We start from the raw sequence: 17,595 nt of genomic DNA, 5'->3' as shown, positions 1-17,595 counted from the left end.
GGACGGGCGTGTCGGCCGGGTCGTGGGCCACCAGGGGGCGTTGCTGAAGCTCCGCCCACCCGGTGGCGGCCGACCGTGGACCTGCCCGCCGTACTTACTGCACACCGCGCCGCCGTCCACCGTACTGGCGGCGCGCGTCAGCGAGCTGAACCGGGAGAGCCGGATGCCCTGACGGATAGCCCCAACGGGCGTTCTTTCATGAACCTCGCAGGCCGGGCCGGGCCGCTCAGCGTGCCCCCAGGCCGGCCGGGGTGCCGTGTGTGGTGGGACCTTCAGCGGCTGCGGGGTCGGTCTCCGCGGATACGGATGCGGATGCGGAGGCGGGGCCAGGGGCGGTGTCGGTGTCGGGGCCCGTGTTGAGGTCTGCCCGCATCTGCTTGCTGAAGCCGAAGAAGTAGGTGGCGAGGAAGCCGGTGAGGTAGCCGACGGCCAGGCCGAGGGCGTAGATGACGAGGGTGGTGGCGATGTTCTGGTCGCCCTTGACCAGGGGGAACAGGGCCCAGCCGGAGGGGCCGATGGCGGTGGAGCCGACGGCGTCGCCGAGTTGGTTGAAGAGGCCGATGAAGCCGCCGCCGAATGCGCCGCCGATGCAGGCGGTGATGAAAGGGCGGCCCAGAGGGAGCGAGACGCCGTAGATCAGCGGTTCACCGACGCCCAGGAAGCCTGCGGGGAGGGCGGACTTGATGGTCGTACGGATCGAGCGGTTGCGGGGGAGCCGGAGGTAGACGGCGAGGGCGGCGCCGACCTGGCCTGCTCCTGCCATGGCGAGGATCGGGAGCAGGACCGTATAGCCCTGCTGCTCGATGAGGGTGGTGTGGATCGGGATCAGGGCCTGGTGAAGGCCGAGCATCACGAGGGGCAGGAAGAGGCCGCCCAGGATGAAGCCGGCGAAGGCCCCGCCGTGGGCCAGCAGCCAGTTGGCGAAGGTGCCGATGGCGGTGGAGACCTCGCCCGCGACGAACATCAGGCCGAAGATCGTGACCAGGCCCGTGACCAGGACGGTCAGGGTCGGGGTGAGGAGGACGTCCAGCGCCTCGGGTACCAGTTTGCGGCACCACTTCTCCACCCGGACGGCGAGCAGTGCCGCGGCCAGTGCGCCCAGTACACCGCCCTGGCCCGGTGCGAGCTGCTGGCCGAAGGCGGTGATCTGGGCGATGCCTGGGAACACGATGACCGCGGCGACCGCGCCGCCGAGGATCGGTGTGCCGCCGAACTCCTTGGCGGTGTTGTAGCCGACGAAGACGGCGATGAGGGACATGAAGCCGGAGGCGATGGCCGCGAGCGCCGGGACGACGGGCGGCAGCCAGCCGAGGTTGGCCAGCAGACCGTTGATACCGGCGACGATGCCGCAGCCGATCAGGGCCGGGATCAGCGGGACGAAGATATTGGCGATCCGGCGGAGGAACAGCTTCACCGGGGTGGAGTTCCTGGCCTTCTGCCGCGCCTTGAGGGCGGCGCCTTGAGCGGCCAGCTCCGCGGCGGTGGTGGGTGCGGGGGCAGGCTCGCGAGTGGCTGTGGTGCCGGTGGGCGCCGTGGGGGCGGCGGCCTCTGGTGGGGGTTCCGGCGCGGATGTGGGTGTCGTGGCCCGGGGGCCGACGGTCGTGGCCTCCGGTGCCGTGGTCCGGGACTGTTCGACCAGACGCGTGAACTCGGGGGTGACCCGGGCGACCGTCCCGGGGCCCAGCACGATCTGGTACGTGTCGTCCTCGACCACGCCCATGACGGCCGGGAGCGCCTTGAGGGCTTCGTCCTGGACCAGGGAGCGGTCCTGGACGCCGAGGCGGAGCCGGGTCATGCAGTGGGCGATGGAGGTGAGGTTCTCGGCGCCGCCGACGAGGGGGAGGATCGCGGCGGCGGTGGCGCGGTTCTTGTCTTCGGGCATATGCGGTGCCTTGCTGTGGAGACAAAACAGGAGCAGGGGTTGGGGGCGGGGCCGGGACCGGGGCCGGGGTGAGGTCCGGCCCGGGGGGTGTGAACGGTGCGAACTTTGGGGCCCGGCGGGCCCCGGTGTCTCAGTGGGGCTTGGCGGCCTGGAGGGCTTCGCGCAGATGGCCGTTGGCGGCTTCGAGGAGACGGGCGGCGGTGGGGCCGTCGACATCGCCGAGGAGGGTGAGGATGGCGTTCTTCACCTCGCCGTCCGTGCTGCTCAGTGCCGTCTCGATCTCCAGGTCCGTGGCGCCGGTGGCGAGCGCGACGATACGGCGCGAGCGGGCCCGCAGCTTTTCGTTGGAGGCGCGGACGTCGACCATCAGATTCCCGTAGGTCTTGCCCAGGCGGATCATGGTGATGGTCGAGAGCATGTTGAGCACCAGCTTTTGGGCGGTGCCCGCCTTGAGCCGGGTGGAGCCGGTCAGCAGCTCGGGGCCGACCACGATCTCGATGCCGTGCTCGGCGGCCGCGGCCAGCGCCGAATCGGCGTTGCAGGACAGGCCGATGGTCAGGGCGCCCAGGTCACGGGCGTATTCGACGGCTCCGATCGCGTACGGCGTGCGGCCGGAGGCGGAGATGCCGACGACGGTGTCCACGTCGGTCAGGCCGATCCCGGTCAGATCCTCGACGGCGAACTTCTTGCTGTCCTCGGCGCCCTCGACGGCGGTGACCATGGCGGAGGGACCCCCCGCGATCAGCCCGAGGACTTCGGACGGGTCGGTGTTGAAGGTCGGCGGGCATTCGCTGGCATCCAGCACCCCGAGGCGGCCGGCCGTACCGGCGCCTGCGTAGATCAGCCGGCCGCCGCGGGCCATGCGCGCGGCGGTGGCGTCGATCGCGGCGGCGATCTCGGGGAGCCGTCGGGCGACGGCGGCGGGGACGGTGGCGTCCTCATCGTTCATCGTGCGGGCGATGTCCAGGGTGGAGCGGCGGTCGATGTCCGCGAGCTCGGGCCGGAATGCCTCAGTGGTGAGGGTGTCCAACTGGGCGCGCAGATGGGCGTAGTCGGCGGTGGAGGTCATGGCAATGACGGCTCTTTTCGAGTCGGGCTCGTCGGGGGGCCGGTGCTTTTCGGCTGCCTCGTCGCGGGGTGCCGCCGTGCCGCCCGTCCGCCGGCGCGGCACGGGCCACAACGGCGGGGCGGCGTGAGGTCAGCGCTGGTTGTTGCGTGGTGAGTGGCGGTGGGCGAGGGCCTCGTAGGAGGCGGAGAGCGCGGGGGCCGCGGTCTCGTACGTACGCTGCGCGACGCCTATGAACAGGCAGTCCACGACCAGCAGCTGGCTCGTCCTGGACGACATCGCGGCCGGCCGCAGCTCGCTCTCGCGGGCCGTGGACGTGGTCAGGATGTAGTCGGCGTACGAGGCGATCTCGCCGTCCGGGCGGCCGGTGATGGCGATGGTCGTCGCGCCGTGGTCGAAGGCCACCCGCAGTGGCTCTATGACATCGGTGGTCCGCCCGGAGTGCGTGATCGCGATGGCGGCGTCACCCGTCCGCATCTGCACCGCGTTCGTCACGGCCAGATGCGGGTCCGCGTGCGCATGCGCGATCAGGCCGATGCGCAGCAGCTTCTGGGCGAGGTCCTGGCCGACGAGATTGGAGGCCCCGATGCCGTACACGTCGATGCGGCGGGCCCCGGAGAGCGCGGTGACGGCGGCTTCGAGCTGGGTGACGTCCAGTGCCGCGGCGGTGTCGGCCAGGCACTGCTGCTCCTCCTGCGCCAGCTTCGCGACGACATCGACGAGGGAGTCGTCGACCGCTATGTCGGCGGTCACCGCGGGCGCGCCGCCGGCCGCCTGCTGCGCGGCGACCGCGGCGAGGGCGAGCCGCAGATCGCGGTAGCCCGGATAGCCGAGCAGCCGGGACGTCCGCACGACGGTGGCTTCGCTGGTGCCCGTGCGCTCCGCGAGGCCGGTGACGGTGAGGGCGGCGCAGCCGGCCGGGTCGCTCGCGACGGTCTCGGCGACCCGCTGCATGGAGCGGGTCATCGTCGGGGCGAGGGTGCGGACCTTGGCGGCCAGTGCGGCGGGGGCGGGTGGGGCCGGGGCCGGTCGGGTCTCGACGGCCACGTCCTTGAAAGTTTCCTTCACGCTGCTGCTCACGCTTGAAAAGTAATTTCATCGACGCCCGGCGTCAATACCCTCTGTGAGTGCTGTGGACAGAGCGCATGATCCGCCTCGGCCTGTGGACAACGCCGTTCGTCGGTGGGTGGCCGGGGGACAATGGGGGCATGGAGCTGGAACAGGCATTGCACGCCGCGCGGGCGCTGGTGCTCGCCGACCTGATGGCGGACAAGGTGGCCGACGCCGACATCGTCTCGCTCGTGGAGGACGCGGTCGTCCACCGCCGGTGGTGGGTGGAGCAATGGCCTGAAGGCGCGGAATTCGTCGCGGGACTGATAGCGCAGGACGTCCAGGACGCCCTTCTGGACCGGTACGGCCGCTGGCCGCTGTGCCCCGTGTGCACGGAGTCGGGCGATCCCCATGCGCTCGATGTCGAACCGGAGTTGGGGCCCGACCCGCATTGGGTCTGCCCCAAGACGGCGGTGGCGGTGGCTCGGGTCGGGCGGCTGGGTGCCCCCGTGGAGGGGTGAGGCGGTTGAGGGTGTGGCGGGCTGAAGCGGTGATCCGGCCGGAGGGCTGACGTGGCGATCTTTATCGATCCACCCACCTGGCCCGGCCACGGCCGGATGTGGTCGCATCTGGTCAGTGACCACTCCTTCGACGAACTGCACGCCTTCGCTGCGGGGATCGGCGCGCCCCGCCGGGCGTTCGAGCGCGACCATTACGACCTGCCGGCGGAGCGGTACGGCGACGCGGTGCGTGCCGGGGCCGTGGAGGTCGGCAGCAAGGAACTGCTGCGCCGGCTGACGGCCGCGGGGTTGCGCCGGCCCAAGAACCGGCCGGCGCCGCAGAGGTGAGTCCGTCGCCGTCGGCTGTGAGGTCGTCGCCCGCGGTTCTCCGGCACCCCGGTTCTCCGGCACCCCGTTGCCTCGGCTTCGCCCCCGTGGTGCCGTAGCCCGTAGCGCCCGCTGCGGCGCGTCGTAGCGGCGGCGTGATGGCGTGCCCCCGCACGATGGGCCTAACCGTGCGCCGCATCGGAAGGGGACAGTCATGTCAGCCAGCGAACCGGGCCGGGAACCGGCCACCGATCTCGACCCCAACTACAGCAGTGAGGGCGCCACGGCGACCGGATGGCCCGCGGCCGTCGGCGGTATGACCGAGGCGGAGATCTTCTGGCTCACCACCGTCCGGCCTGACGGCCGGCCGCATGTCACCCCGCTGCTCGCCGTCTGGTCGGACGGCGCCCTCCACTTCTGCACCGGCCCCGGCGAACGCAAGGCCAAGAACCTCGAAACCAACGCGCACTGTGTGCTGACGACCTCGACCGCCGGTGGCAACGATCTGCACGTGGGGCTCGATGTGGTCGTCGAAGGCGATGCGGTGCAGGTCAGCGATGAGCCGACACTGCGCCGGCTGGCCGATCTGTACGCCGGGAAGTACGGCAGCGACTGGCACTTCGATGTCCGCGACGGCGCGTTCTACGGGCAGGCCGACCGGGCCGTGGTCTTCCGGGTCGAGCCGGTCACGGCCTTCGGGTTCGGACGGGGAGAGACGTACAGCCAGACGCGCTGGAGGTTCGAGGGCGGGGTGTGAGGCCCGTGTGACGGCCGGGGGTGACGGGGCTGCCATGGTGCCGGCGCCCGCGGTGCTTCCCCGGGTGGTGCCCCGAGGAACCCGGGTGGTGCCCCGAGGAACCCGGGTGGTTCCTCCGCTCCTCTGGGCGGTGCCCCAGGCCTTCCCGGGTGGCGCCCGCGCTCTCCCCGGCCGGTGCCCGGCGCTTCCCCCGGGGCCTGCCCCCTATGCCCTAACGCGGCTCAGTGCCGCCCCGCTGTGTCCCCGGCCTCTGCCGTCTCTGCTGTGATCGCCGTCCCTGCCGTCCCTGCCGTCCCTGCCGTCACCGCCGTCACCGCCGTCACCGTCGTCTCCGCTGTCCTGGGTGTCGCCGGTGCGGCGGTGGTCGTCGCCGAGGAGGCGATCAGCCGGGAGTGGCTTGTTGCGCGGTGCAGCCGGAAGGCGAGAGCAGTGGTGACGACGGCGGCCGCGGCCAGTGCGGCGCCGGTCCAGGCCACGGACGGGTAGCCCCAGCCTGCGCCGATGGCCAGACCGCCGAGCCAGGGGCCGAGGGTGTTGCCGATGTTGAAGGCGGCGGTGGTGGTGGCGCCGGCCAGCGTCGGCGCGGCGTTCGCCACGTTGAACATCCGGGCGTTGAGCGCCGGGGCGGTGGTGAACGCGGTCAGCCCGAGCATCAGCGAGAGCGCGACGGCGGCGGCCGCGCTGTGCGCGGTCAGTGCCAGGACCGCCAGCACGATCGTGGAAGCGGCGATGCCGCCGAAGAGCGTCCCGAAGAGGTGCGCATCGGCGATCCGGCCGCCGATGAACGTACCGATCAGTGCGCCGACGCCGAACAGTGCGAGCACCGTCGGCACCCAGCTCTCGGCCAGGCCGGCGGTGTCGGTCAGCAGCGGCGAGAGGTACGAGAAGAGCGCGAAGACCGCGGCGCCGTTCAGGGCGGTGGCGGTCAGCGCCAGCCAGACCTGCTTGTCCTTGTAGATGGTCAGCTCGCGGCGCAGCTGCGGGCGGTCGTCGCCGGTGGGCACGGCCGTACGCGGCACCAGCGCGATCACACCGAGCAGGCCGATCGCGGACAGACCGGCGACGGCCCAGAACGCGGCGCGCCAGCCGGCGTGCTGCCCGAGCAGTGCGCCGGCCGGGACGCCCGCGATGTTGGCGATGCTCAGGCCGCCGACCATCACTGCCATCGCGCGGGCCCGTGCGGTCACCGGTACGAGAGAGATGGCGACGGCCGCGCCGACCGCCCAGAAGCCGGCGCAGGCCAGCGCGCTCACGACGCGTGAGACGAACAGCACGCCGTACGAGGGGGCCAGGGCGCCCGCTACCTGGCCCAGTCCGAAGGCGGCGAGCAGTGCGATCAGGGTCGTCCGGCGCGGGAGCCGGAGCGTCGCGGCGGCGAGCACCGGTGCGCCGACCACCATGCCGATCGCGAAGGCGGAGACCAGGAGTCCGGCCTGCGGAATCGAGACCTGCAGGTCGCGGGCGAGCGGCTGGAGGATGCCGGAGAGCATGAACTCGGACGTGCCGAGAGCGAAGACAGACAGGCCGAGGACGTACACGGCTATGGGCAGGCGGGCGCGGTCGGACGGTGCTGGCATGTCAGCTACTAACAGTGGTAGGACGGCTTACATTCCCGGTCGGACGGTGCCGCCGGGCCGCGGACGGGGACCCCCGCGGACGGGAACTCCCGCGGCAACCACGAGCCCCGCCCGCCCCGGCCCCGCAGCGCCGTACGGGCACAGACGAGACCCTCGGCCAGGCGCCGGCCCCGCCCGGCCGCACGGTACACACGAGACCCCGCCCCGCCCGGTCTCACCGGCCCCGAAGCCAACCCACAAGCCCTACGCCCCCCGCAGCAGATCCAGCTCCGTGGCGAGGTTGCGGCGGGCGAGGTGTTCCCAGCGGTCGTAGCCGCGGGGGGTGCGGAACAGGCGGGGGAGGGAGAGGAGTTGGGACAGCACGGCGGAGCGGCCGGCGAGGAAGTCGGGGTCGGGGACGAAGCCGTACTCGGCGCGGACCGCGGCGGCGTAGGCCGCGTACTCGTCGGGGGAGCCGGCGAGCACGGCGAGGTCGGCGTCGCACAGGACTTCGCCGTCGGGGTCGTCGGGCGCCGGGTCGTGGGTGACGGTGAGCCGCACCAGGCGGGCGACCTCGGCCGTGCGGGCCGGGCCGATGCCGAGCTCGGGCAGTGCGCGTTCGGCGAGGGCCGCGCTGCGCTCCTCGTTCTCGGAGCGGTCCGGGCGGTAGACGGCGTCGTGGAACCAGGCCGCCAACTGGACGGTGGGCAAGTCGTCGGCGTATCCGGCCAGTTCGTCGATGCGGTAGAGGACCGCCGTCAGATGGTCGACGGTGTGATAGCGGCGTTGCGGTTCGCGCCAACGGGACAGCAGGTTGTCCGCGTACGGGGCGGGGTCGGGTGCCGTGGGGTTCTTGGTGCCGCGGGCCTTGGCGACGGTGACGGCCCAGCGCTGCCGCAGCTCCGGCGCCGGGTCGGTGGTGTCTGCCGTACGGGACACGGGGGTCATCCCGCCATTGTGCCTCGGGCACCGGGGAAACCGGGGCGGAGGGCGAGGTCCGGTCCGGCCCGGGGCGGTCGCGGCAGGAGGGGGCGGCGGGCGTGCGTGCCCGCCGGTCGAGCCCCTGCCGAGGGGCGGCGGGTGTGTGCGTGGGCCCCCGGGGTGAGCCCCCGTCCTCGGTCGGCGGTCGGTGATCCGGGTAGGTGTACGGGTAAGGCGTATGGGCGGATTCCGGTCGTGCCGGTGGTGCGGTGGCCTCCGGGGCGCCGGGTGGCCCGTAGTCTGGGATATTGGACTAGACCTGTTGTCTGTGGCGGTCCGTCCGTCTCGTCACGTCGTCATCGAAGGATTGGGTCATATGAGCAAGCGCGCGCTGCTGGAGGTGATCGCGCTCGGCCCGCAGGACGCGGTCGCCGCCCAGGCCGGCGGGGCCGACCGCCTGGAGCTGGTCACGGACATGGCGGCCGACGGGCTCACCCCGCCCCGGGCCACGTTCGCGGCGATCCGGGCGGCCGTCGGCCTTCCGCTGCGGGTGATGCTGCGGGCCGCCGACGGCTTCGCGGCCGGTGACGTGGCGGCGCTGTGCGAGGAGGCCGCGGCGCTGCGGGCGGAGGGTGCCGAGGAGTTCGTCCTCGGATTTCTGACGCCGGACGGGCGGCCGGATCTCGATGCGGTGGCGGCGCTGGCCGAGGTGATCGACGGCTGCCGGTGGACCTTTCACCGGGCCATCGACCGGGCCGCTGACCGGGACGCGCTGCGCAAGGAGCTGGCGGGGGCGCCCGGCACCGCGGGGCTCGACACCTATCTGACGGCCGGTGCCGCGCAGGGCGTCGACGCGGGGATGCCGACGCTGCTGGCCGAGCGGGCCCGTGCGGCAGCGGGCGAACCCGGCTATGAGCCGCGGATCCTGGTCGGCGGCGGGCTCGGGCTCGGTCAGCTGCCGGCGCTGCGCGCGGCCGGCCTCGACGCGTTCCACATCGGGGGCGCCGCCCGGCCCGCCGGCTGGTCGGCACCGGTGGATGCGGCGGCGGTGCGGGCGTGGCGGGAGGCGTTGGACCAGCCCGTCGCGCAGCGGGCCTGAGCCGTCGCCCGGCGGGGCCGGGCCGCCGGTGCGCCGGACGGGCCACTCGCGCCCTCGGGCTCCCCGCTCGCCCGCTTCCTCAACTCCCGTCGCCGTGCCACTGTTTGACAGGTGTCACGGCGGTGGGACCAGGGGGAGGGTGGCACGGCATGACCGGCATCGGAATGAAGCCGCTCGGTGGCGATGATCCGCAGCGGCTCGGCGTCTACCGGCTACTGGGGCGACTCGGCTCGGGCGGTATGGGGCGGATCTATCTGGCGCGGTCCACGGTGGACGGCTCGCTCGCGGCGGTTAAAACGCTGCTGGCCGAGGGCCTCGTCAGCGATACCGACCGGCGGCGGTTCGCTCGCGAGGTGACGCTGGCCCGGCGGATCGACAGCGCGTTCACGGCCCGGGTGCGCGGTGCCGACCCGGACGCCGAGCAGCCCTGGATGGCCATCGAGTACATACCGGCACCCGCGCTGTCCGAGCTCGTCCGCAGCGAGGGGCGGCTGCCGGGCTCGGCGGTGCGCTGGATCGCGGCGGGCACCGCGCAGGCCCTGGTGATCCTGCACGACGCGGGCATCGTCCACCGGGACGTCAAACCCCAGAACATCCTGCTGCCCCTGGCCGGGCCCCGCCTGATCGACTTCGGCATCTCGCACGCCAACGACATCACCCGCACCTCGCTGACGCTGGGGACCATCGCCTTCACCTCGCCGGAGCAGGCGCGCGCCGAGCCGTCAACCACGGCGTCCGATGTGTACTCGCTGGGCGCCACGCTCTTCCACCTCGCCGTCGGCCGCCCGCCCTACCCCGACACCGTGGACACGATCCGGCTGCTGACCCTCGTACAGCGCGGCGCCCTCGACCTGACGGGGCTGCCCAAGGAACTCGCCCCGCTGATCCGCCCCTGTCTGGCCGCCGACCCGGACGACCGGCCCCAACCCGCCGACGTCCTGCGGCAGTTCCTGGAGGAACTCGACCGGGCACCTACGTCGCAGCGCGGCGAGCGCTGGCTGCCGCCGCGGTGGACCGCACTGATCGAGGCGTACGAGGCCCAGGGGCGGGCGTTACGCGAGGACGGGGGCGGGGAGGGCGCGGCGGGGCCGACGGCGGACGAGCGGACGCGGCAGGTGCCGCCGCCGGGGCCCACCCGCGTCTACACCCAGGAGCGGGCCGCGCGGCAGGAAGAGGCAGCGCGCGCCGCGCGCAAGGAGCAGGAAGAGCGGGACCGCGCCGAGCGGGAGCGCACGGCGCGCGAGGCCCGGGAGCACAAGGAGGCGGAGAACCGCAGCCGGGCGGCGGCCAGGGCACGGGCGACCGCCGAGAACGAGAAGAAGCAGCGCCGCGAACGCAAGGAGCGGGAGCGGCAACAGCGCGCCGAACAGGAGCGGCGGGAGCGGCGCGAGCAGCGGGCACGGGCCTCGGGGCAGGCGGGCACGGCCTCCTCGCCGCGGCCGTCCGCCGGCCCGAAGACCGGTGCGAGCACCCCGTCCCCGACTCCGACCTCGTCTCCGTCCCCGTCCGCTTCGCAGAGCGCCGGTTCCTCATCCGGTTCCTCATCCGGCTGCTTCTGGGCGGTGATCGCGGTCATCGCGTTCGTGGTCTTCATCTGGAAGCCCTGGGACGGCAGCGACACCGCCGGCTCGACCAGCAGCGGCACATCTAGCAGCGCATCGAGCGGTACGTATACGAGCGGCGGGACCGGTTCCGCGCCGACGAGCGGTACGTACACCAGCGGGGGGACCGGTTCCGCGCCCACGAGCGGCACGTATACGAGCGGCGGGACGGCTTCGGCGCCCACGACCGCCGCATCCCGCACCCCCAGCGCGGCCGACCAGGCCTTTGCTTCCGTACGGACCGGTGACTGCCTCGACGCCTACCAGAACGGCTACGGCAGTTGGAGCCGTCCGGCACCGCAGCAGGTCGGCTGTGGTGCGGCCAACGCCTATCTGCGGGTGCTGCAGGTGACCCGGAGCGGGGGCGGCTGCGCGTCCGGCGGCGGACGCGGCAGCTGGTGGCACACGGGGTTGGACTACGCGTTCACCAACCTGTGTGTGGAGCGGCAGTTCCGGACGGGCCAGTGCTTCCTGGCCAAGTCGGCGGGCGGCCGGCCCGGCCCGGCGAACCTCCTCACCGCGTGGAACTGCAGCGCCGGCCAGGTCCCCCGGGAGTTCAGCTACATCATGCAGGTCACGGCCCTTCTGCCGTCGTCGGCGGGCACGAATGCCTGCCCGGGGGAGCCGGGCCGCTACCGCTACTCGTGGAACGTCTACGACGGCCGGACCATGATCTGCGCCAAGGTCGCCTGACGCCCCCGGTGGCCGGTCCTCAGCGGCCGGCCAGCTGTTCCGGCAGCGCCGCCGCATGGACCACCGTCAGGCCGGACACCGCCCGGGTCAGGCAGACGTACAGGCGGCGCAGGCCGGTCCGTTCGTCGGGTTCGCCGTCGACGATCGCGGCCGGCTCGTCCAGGACGACGTAGTCGTACTCCAGTCCCTTGGCGAGCGTGGCGGGCACCAGCGTCAGCCGGGCCTCGGCCGAGGTCTCCTCGCCGGGAGCGAGGCAGGTCACGCCGGCCGCCTCCAGAGCCGTGCGCAGCGTCGGAATATGGGCCTCCGCGGCGATCAGGCCGACCGAGCCCTCCTTCGTCAGCGCATCGTCGCAGGCCGCGAGGGTGGCGGTGGTCAGATCCGCCGGTTCGACCGTACGGATCTCGAAGTCGCCCGCCGACTCGCGGATGGAGGTGGCCTCCGTCAGGTCGGGGGCGATGGCGGGCAGCAGCCGGGACGCGTAGGCGATGACCTCGCGCGGTACTCGGAAGCCCTGGGTGAGCTCCTCGACGGTGGAGCCGGGCTTGCCCAGGTGGGTCAGCGCCTCCTCCCAGGTGTCGGTCGCCCAGGGGGTGGTGCCCTGGGCGATGTCGCCGAGGATGGTCGCGGAGCCCGTCGTGCAGCGGCGGCCGACCGCGCGGTACTGCATGGGGGAGAGGTCCTGCGCCTCGTCGAGGACCACATGGCCGAGGGAGTGGGTGCGCGCGACCAGGTCCATCGCCTCGTCGATCAACACCGCGTCCGCGGACGACCACTTGGCGCTCTTCACGCTACGGGCCGGCTTGGTCCACAGGATGGTCTTCCGCTCCTCGGCCGTCAGGACCCCCTCGGACTGCTCGGCCAGGAACTCCGCGTCGCCCAGCAGCCGCAGCACCAGCTTTGCCGGGTCGACCGGCGGCCAGACCGCCTTGACCGCGGCCTTCACTGCGGGGTTTCGGGCCACCGCGTCCTGCACCCGGTCGTCCGGGGCCTCGCCCGCCTGCTCCATCCGGACCAGCACGGCGTGCGCGATCCGCTGCGGCAACGCCTCGCGGGCGGCTCCGTAGCGGATGTTCCGGTCCATCAACTCCCGTACCAGCTCTTCGATTTCGTACGCCGGTACGCGCCAGCGGCGGGAGCCGCGGACGACCATGCAGGGCTCCTGCGGCATGGTGATGTGCGAGCGCACCGCACGCCGCAGCACCGTTGCCATGCGGGCGTCGCCCTTGACCGTCGCGGCGGCCGTCTCGTCCGTGCCGCGTACGTCCACATGGCCGACCAGGTCGTCGACCGTGGCCTGCTTGACCTCCAGCTCGCCGAGGGCCGGCAGCACCTGCTCGATGTAGTGCAGGAACGAGCGGTTCGGGCCGATGACGAGGGTGCCGGAGCGGGCCAGCCGCTCGCGGTGCGCGTACAGCAGATACGCGACCCGGTGCAGCCCGACGGCCGTCTTACCGGTGCCCGGCGCACCCTGCACGCAGACCGAGCCGCCGATGCCGGCGCGCACGATCTCGTCCTGCTCCGGCTGGATCGTGGCGACGATGTCCCGCATGGGGCCGACGCGCGGGCGCTCGATCTCGGACTGCAGGAGCCGGCTGGTCCGTTCCGCCTCCGCGGGGTCGGAGAGGTGCTCGTCCTCGTACGCGGTCAACTCACCGGCCGTGTAACCGAAACGGCGGCGCAGCCTGAGGTCCATCGGGTCCTTCTTGGAGGCCCGGTAGAACGGCTGGGAGACGGGCGCGCGCCAGTCGATGACCATGGGGTCGCCGTCGGCGTCGTGGACATGCCGCCGGCCGATATAGAAGTTCTCGCCCTCGCGTCGCGCACCATCACCCTCGCCGGAGGCGCTTTGCGTCGCCCGTCGTGATGCGCCTTCGGCGAGGTCGAGGCCGGGGGCGTGGAGATAGTCGAGGCGGCCGAAGAAGAGCGGGGTGTGGGAGAGGTCGGCGAGCGCCTTGATCCGGGCGTCGATCTCGCCCTGGAGGACCTCGGCGTTGACCCAGTTCGCGGTGACATCGGCGATATTCAGCGCCTCGGCGTCCTCGCGCATGGCACGCAGGGCCGCCCGGGAGGCGGCCAGATGCGACTTCTCGCGCTGGAGGGGGTCCGAGCTCGTCCCGGCCCCGGCCGGGGCGGGGGACTTGCCGGGGTGGTCGGTCCTGGCGTGTGGTGCTGTGGTGGAGGGGTGGCGGTCGGGTGACGGGGGAGAGCTTTCGGCGCGTAGCGCCGTCGATGAGGGGTGGCGGTCGGGTGACGGGTGGGCGTGCGAGGGCACGGCGTTGCCTCCGGTGGCGGGTACTTCGGCGGGCGTGCCAGGACGAGCGGGCGCGGCGGGCCGGTGTCGGTACGTGGCGCAGGTCGTGCGAGGCGCGGGTCAGCGGCGTGAAGCGAAGGACCGTCCGGTTTCCGACCGGTCGGCGGCACTCCTCAACGGGAGGCAGGCAGACGCGCGATTGTAGTCAGCAGCTCAGGAGGGCGCCAACGGATTTCCGGCGGCCTGCGGCGGTCCTTCCGGGCCCGACGGACCCTGAGAGCGCCGTAGACCTCCCGTAGGGGCGGGATGGGTCTGGAGATGGACGTCCGGCAGCTCAGGGATGGACCTATGGACCGATGTGCTGCAATCGCGTGAATTTCATCATGGAGACATGAGCAGCGCAGCGATTCCCCCAGGTTCTGTCCACCCCATCTCCCTCCACCCGGTCGAGGGCGCCACGGCCCTCTGCGAGGACCCAGGGCGCGGTGTGGCGGCCGGCCACGAGCACCGCTATTTCGTGGGCAACGCACTCCACGCGATCAAGGTCTTCGCCACGGCCGCCTTCAGCGTCGTCGTCATGGGCGAGTACGCGGACGACTGATCCCACGGACGCCCGACTCCACGGGAGCCCGAGTTCACGCATGTCTCACCCCACCCGCGCCTGCCACGATGCCCGATTCCGCGGTCCCCGCCTCGCCATCCGGATGACCGGAAACCGTTACGGCCCGTCGGCCCCGATCCACTAGCGTCGCCGCGGAGAGCGCACTCAGGGCGACGGGGAGGGGACAACGGGTGTCTGCCGACGGGACGCGGACGTGGAGACGGACCTGGGGGCAGGGCCTCGCCCGCCCCCGCCGCTTGGTGCTCGCAGCGGCGCTGCTCATGGCGTCACTTGCCGGACTGTGGTTGCTGTACGAGGTGCAGCCGCTGCCGATGTCCGATCTGGCGGTCTACCGCGCCGAGGGCCAGGCGGCCTCGGGCGGCGGCGATCTCTACGGCTTCACGGTCACCAAGTGGGCACTTCCGGCCACCTATCCGCCCTTCGCGGCCGTGCTCTTCATACCGACCACCTGGCTCTCGCTCGGCACCCTCAAAGTCGTCGGTGTGCTCGTCAACGCGGCCCTCCTCGCGCTGCTGATCCACCTCTCCTGCAAGGCCGCCGGTCTGCGCAGGGCCGCGTGCGCCGCGCCCGTCATCCTCGCCGCCACCGCGCTCGGCCTCTGGCTGGAGCCGGTCTTCCAGACCTTTGTCTTCGGGCAGGTCAACCTCGTCCTGACCTGCCTGGTCCTGTGGGACCTCTCCCGTCCGGACGGCGCCCGCTTCAAGGGGTTCGCCACCGGCATCGCGGCGGGCATCAAACTCACACCCGCGATCTTCGGCGTCCATCTCCTCGTCACCGGCCGGGTGAAGGCCGCCTTCACGGTCCTCGGCGGGTTTCTGGCCTCGGTACTGCTGGGCTGGCTGGTTCTGCCCACCGCGAGCATCGAATTCTGGACACGGCGGATGTTCGAGACCGGCCGGGTCGGCAAGGTCTGGATCATCGACAACCAGTCCCTCCAGGGCCTGATCACCCGCGTGCTGCACAACCCCGAGCCCGGCCTCCTCTGGGCGGTGCCCGCGCTGCTGACCGCCGCGGCCGGGCTCTACGCCGCCCGCCGGGTGTATCTGCGGCGCGGCCTGGACGGCTGGGGTGTGCTGTGTACGGCCGTCACGGCGCTGCTGGTCTCGCCGATCAGCTGGTCCCACCACTGGGTCTGGTGTGTGCCGCTGCTGGTCGCGCTCGCCGCCCACACCCGGCGCAGCCCGTGGCGCAGGGCGCTGCTGGCCGCCGTCACCCTCGCCTTCACCGCCCGCACGATGTGGATCGTCCCGCACTCCGGCGATCTCGACCTGCACTTCTCGTGGTGGCAGCAGCCGTTCGCGGCCCCGTATCCGCTGCTCGGTCTCGCCCTGCTGGCGGCCGTGGTCCGGTGGACGCGGCAGCCCGCCGGCGCGCCCGGCCCCGCCGGCGCCCCGGGCGGCCGGGTGCCGACGCCGCGCGCCGAGCAGGAGCTGCCCAGCCGGTCCCGGGCGGTCTGAGCCGGGACCCGCCGGGCGGCGACGTCCGCCGGGGGCGCCGGCTCAGACGTCCTCGTCCGCCGCCAGCAGCTCATCCGCATCCACGATGCGGTACGCATAGCCCTGCTCGGCCAGGAAGCGCTGGCGGTGTGCCGCGAAGTCCTGGTCGATGGTGTCGCGCGCGACGACGGAGTAGAACCGCGCCTCGTGCCCGTCCGCCTTGGGGCGCAGCACCCGGCCCAGCCGCTGGGCCTCCTCCTGGCGCGAGCCGAAGGTGCCGGACACCTGGATCGCGACCGTGGCCTCCGGAAGGTCGATGGAGAAGTTCGCGACCTTGGAGACGACGAGCACCGAGATCTCGCCCTCCCGGAAGGCGCCGAAGAGCTTCTCGCGCTGCGCATTGGTGGTCTCGCCCTTGATCACCGGCGCGTCCAGATGCTCGCCCAGCTCGTCCAGCTGGTCGATGTACTGCCCGATGACCAGCGTCTGCTCGCCCTGGTGCCGGCGGACCAGCGCCTCGGTCACCTTCTGCTTGCTGGCGGTGGTCGCACAGAAGCGGTACTTCTCCTCGGTCTCGGCCGTCGCATACGCCAGCCGCTCCGAGTCGGTCAGATTGACCCGGACCTCGACACAGTCCGCGGGGGCGATGTACCCCTGTGCCTCGATCTCCTTCCAGGGCGCGTCGAAGCGCTTGGGCCCGATGAGCGAGAAGACGTCCGACTCCCGGCCGTCCTCGCGCACCAGCGTCGCGGTCAGCCCCAGCCGCCGCCGCGCCTGCAGATCGGCGGTGAACTTGAAGACCGGTGCGGGCAGCAGATGCACCTCGTCGTAGATGACCAGACCCCAGTCCCGGGAGTCGAACAGCTCCAGGTGGGGGTAGACGCCCTTCCGCTTGGTCGTCAGTACCTGGTACGTGGCGATGGTGACCGGCCGGATCTCCTTCTTCGTCCCGCTGTACTCGCCGATCTCGTCCTCGGTCAGCGAGGTCCGCTTCACCAGCTCGTGCTTCCACTGCCGGGCCGAGACCGTATTCGTCACCAGGATCAGCGTGGTCGCCTGGGCCTGCGCCATCGCGCCCGCCCCGACCAGCGTCTTTCCCGCGCCGCACGGCAGCACGACCACACCCGAGCCGCCGTGCCAGAAGCCCTCGACCGCCTGCTGCTGGTACGGCCGCAGCGCCCAGCCGGTCTCGTCCAGCGCGATCGGGTGCGCCTCCCCGTCGACATAGCCGGCCAGGTCCTCGGCCGGCCAGCCCAGCTTGAGCAGTAGCTGCTTGATCTGCCCGCGCTCCGACGGGTGCACCACGACGGAATCCGGGTCCAGCCGCGCGCCGACCAGCGGCTGCACCTTCTTCGACCGGAGGATCTCCTCCAGCACCGGGCGGTCGGTGGTGGTCAGCACCAGCCCGTGTGTGGGGTGCTTGGCGAGCGTGAGGCGTCCGTAGCGCGACATCGTCTCGGCGATGTCGACGAGCAGCGCATGCGGCACCGGATACCGCGAGAACTGCACCAGCGCGTCGACGACCTGCTCGGCGTCGTGCCCGGCCGCCCGCGCGTTCCACAGTCCGAGCGGCGTCACCCGGTAGGTATGGATGTGCTCCGGCGCCCGCTCCAGCTCGGCAAAGGGCGCGATGGCCCGCCGGCAGGCGTCCGCCAGCTCATGGTCCACCTCCAGCAGCAGCGTCTTGTCGCTCTGGACGATGAGGGGTCCGTTCACGCGCCTCGCCTTTCGCTTCCCGGCCGGCGGTCGCCGGGGACCGGCCGCAGACCTCGACCGTTGATCACGACCGCAGACATCGACCGCACATACGGCCAAACGTCCAGTGTGCCGC

The 17,595-nt window shown here is 72.3% G+C and carries 14 protein-coding genes; 7 read left to right on the top strand and 7 right to left on the bottom strand.

Annotation, left to right across the window (positions count from 1 at the left end):
* Positions 1-226 precede the first annotated feature (226 nt).
* From ACGFWI_RS26545 to ACGFWI_RS26535, 3 genes are all read right to left on the bottom strand, one after another.
* Positions 227-1,882 (bottom strand): PTS transporter subunit EIIC, encoded by a 1,656-nt coding sequence (locus ACGFWI_RS26545; protein WP_393908538.1) that lies wholly within the window; start codon positions 1,880-1,882, stop codon positions 227-229.
* 130 nt (positions 1,883-2,012) lie between these two features.
* Positions 2,013-2,951, bottom strand: a complete 939-nt coding sequence (gene murQ, locus ACGFWI_RS26540) for an N-acetylmuramic acid 6-phosphate etherase (RefSeq protein WP_393908537.1) — start codon at positions 2,949-2,951, stop codon at positions 2,013-2,015.
* 129 nt (positions 2,952-3,080) lie between these two features.
* Complete coding sequence (locus tag ACGFWI_RS26535) at positions 3,081-4,028, bottom strand: MurR/RpiR family transcriptional regulator (protein ID WP_393908536.1); 948 nt, start codon at positions 4,026-4,028, stop codon at positions 3,081-3,083.
* Positions 4,029-4,156: 128 nt separating this feature from the next.
* Between ACGFWI_RS26535 and ACGFWI_RS26530 the strand changes: the two genes are divergently transcribed.
* The 3 genes from ACGFWI_RS26530 to ACGFWI_RS26520 all read left to right on the top strand — a co-directional run bounded on the left by ACGFWI_RS26530 (position 4,157) and on the right by ACGFWI_RS26520 (position 5,582).
* Positions 4,157-4,519 carry a hypothetical protein gene (locus tag ACGFWI_RS26530; protein WP_393908535.1) on the top strand — a complete coding sequence of 121 codons (363 nt, stop codon included), beginning with the start codon at positions 4,157-4,159 and terminating at the stop codon, positions 4,517-4,519.
* A 51-nt stretch (positions 4,520-4,570) separates the two neighbouring features.
* Complete coding sequence (locus ACGFWI_RS26525) at positions 4,571-4,846, top strand: DUF4031 domain-containing protein (protein WP_393908534.1); 276 nt, start codon at positions 4,571-4,573, stop codon at positions 4,844-4,846.
* Between the two features lie 193 nt (positions 4,847-5,039).
* Positions 5,040-5,582 (top strand): pyridoxamine 5'-phosphate oxidase family protein, encoded by a 543-nt coding sequence (locus ACGFWI_RS26520; RefSeq protein ID WP_393908533.1) that lies wholly within the window; start codon positions 5,040-5,042, stop codon positions 5,580-5,582.
* Positions 5,583-5,803: 221 nt separating this feature from the next.
* On the opposite strand, the gene ACGFWI_RS26515 is transcribed toward ACGFWI_RS26520, so the two are convergent.
* Both ACGFWI_RS26515 and ACGFWI_RS26510 read right to left on the bottom strand, forming a co-directional pair.
* Positions 5,804-7,159, bottom strand: coding sequence for a Cmx/CmrA family chloramphenicol efflux MFS transporter (locus ACGFWI_RS26515; protein ID WP_393908532.1), 1,356 nt, complete (start codon positions 7,157-7,159; stop codon positions 5,804-5,806).
* A 243-nt stretch (positions 7,160-7,402) separates the two neighbouring features.
* Positions 7,403-8,086, bottom strand: a complete 684-nt coding sequence (locus ACGFWI_RS26510) for a hypothetical protein (protein WP_393908531.1) — start codon at positions 8,084-8,086, stop codon at positions 7,403-7,405.
* A 349-nt stretch (positions 8,087-8,435) separates the two neighbouring features.
* Here ACGFWI_RS26510 and ACGFWI_RS26505 point away from each other — a divergent pair, with 349 nt between their 5' ends.
* Both ACGFWI_RS26505 and ACGFWI_RS26500 read left to right on the top strand, forming a co-directional pair.
* Complete coding sequence (locus ACGFWI_RS26505; RefSeq protein ID WP_393908530.1) at positions 8,436-9,158, top strand: copper homeostasis protein CutC; 723 nt, start codon at positions 8,436-8,438, stop codon at positions 9,156-9,158.
* A 149-nt stretch (positions 9,159-9,307) separates the two neighbouring features.
* A complete protein-coding gene (locus ACGFWI_RS26500; protein ID WP_393908529.1) occupies positions 9,308-11,452 on the top strand; it encodes a serine/threonine-protein kinase in 2,145 nt (714 codons plus the stop codon).
* A 19-nt stretch (positions 11,453-11,471) separates the two neighbouring features.
* Here the strand turns inward: ACGFWI_RS26500 and ACGFWI_RS26495 are convergent, their stop codons facing one another.
* A complete protein-coding gene (locus tag ACGFWI_RS26495; RefSeq protein ID WP_393908528.1) occupies positions 11,472-13,727 on the bottom strand; it encodes a HelD family protein in 2,256 nt (751 codons plus the stop codon).
* 370 nt (positions 13,728-14,097) lie between these two features.
* Between ACGFWI_RS26495 and ACGFWI_RS26490 the strand changes: the two genes are divergently transcribed.
* Together ACGFWI_RS26490 and ACGFWI_RS26485 are read left to right on the top strand one after the other, a co-directional pair.
* Positions 14,098-14,307 carry a hypothetical protein gene (locus ACGFWI_RS26490; RefSeq protein WP_393908527.1) on the top strand — a complete coding sequence of 70 codons (210 nt, stop codon included), beginning with the start codon at positions 14,098-14,100 and terminating at the stop codon, positions 14,305-14,307.
* A gap of 275 nt (positions 14,308-14,582) precedes the next feature.
* Positions 14,583-15,785, top strand: a complete 1,203-nt coding sequence (locus ACGFWI_RS26485) for a glycosyltransferase 87 family protein (RefSeq protein WP_393908606.1) — start codon at positions 14,583-14,585, stop codon at positions 15,783-15,785.
* A gap of 42 nt (positions 15,786-15,827) precedes the next feature.
* Here the strand turns inward: ACGFWI_RS26485 and ACGFWI_RS26480 are convergent, their stop codons facing one another.
* On the bottom strand, positions 15,828-17,480 hold the full coding sequence (locus ACGFWI_RS26480) for a DNA repair helicase XPB (protein ID WP_393908526.1): 1,653 nt from the start codon (positions 17,478-17,480) through the stop codon (positions 15,828-15,830).
* Between the last annotated feature and the right edge of the window lie 115 nt (positions 17,481-17,595).

It is taken from the genome of Streptomyces sp. NPDC048434, from assembly GCF_043200375.1.
Classification (GTDB): domain Bacteria; phylum Actinomycetota; class Actinomycetes; order Streptomycetales; family Streptomycetaceae; genus Streptomyces.
Note: the sequence above shows the minus strand (reverse complement) of the source record. Positions and strands in the feature narration are given on the sequence as shown.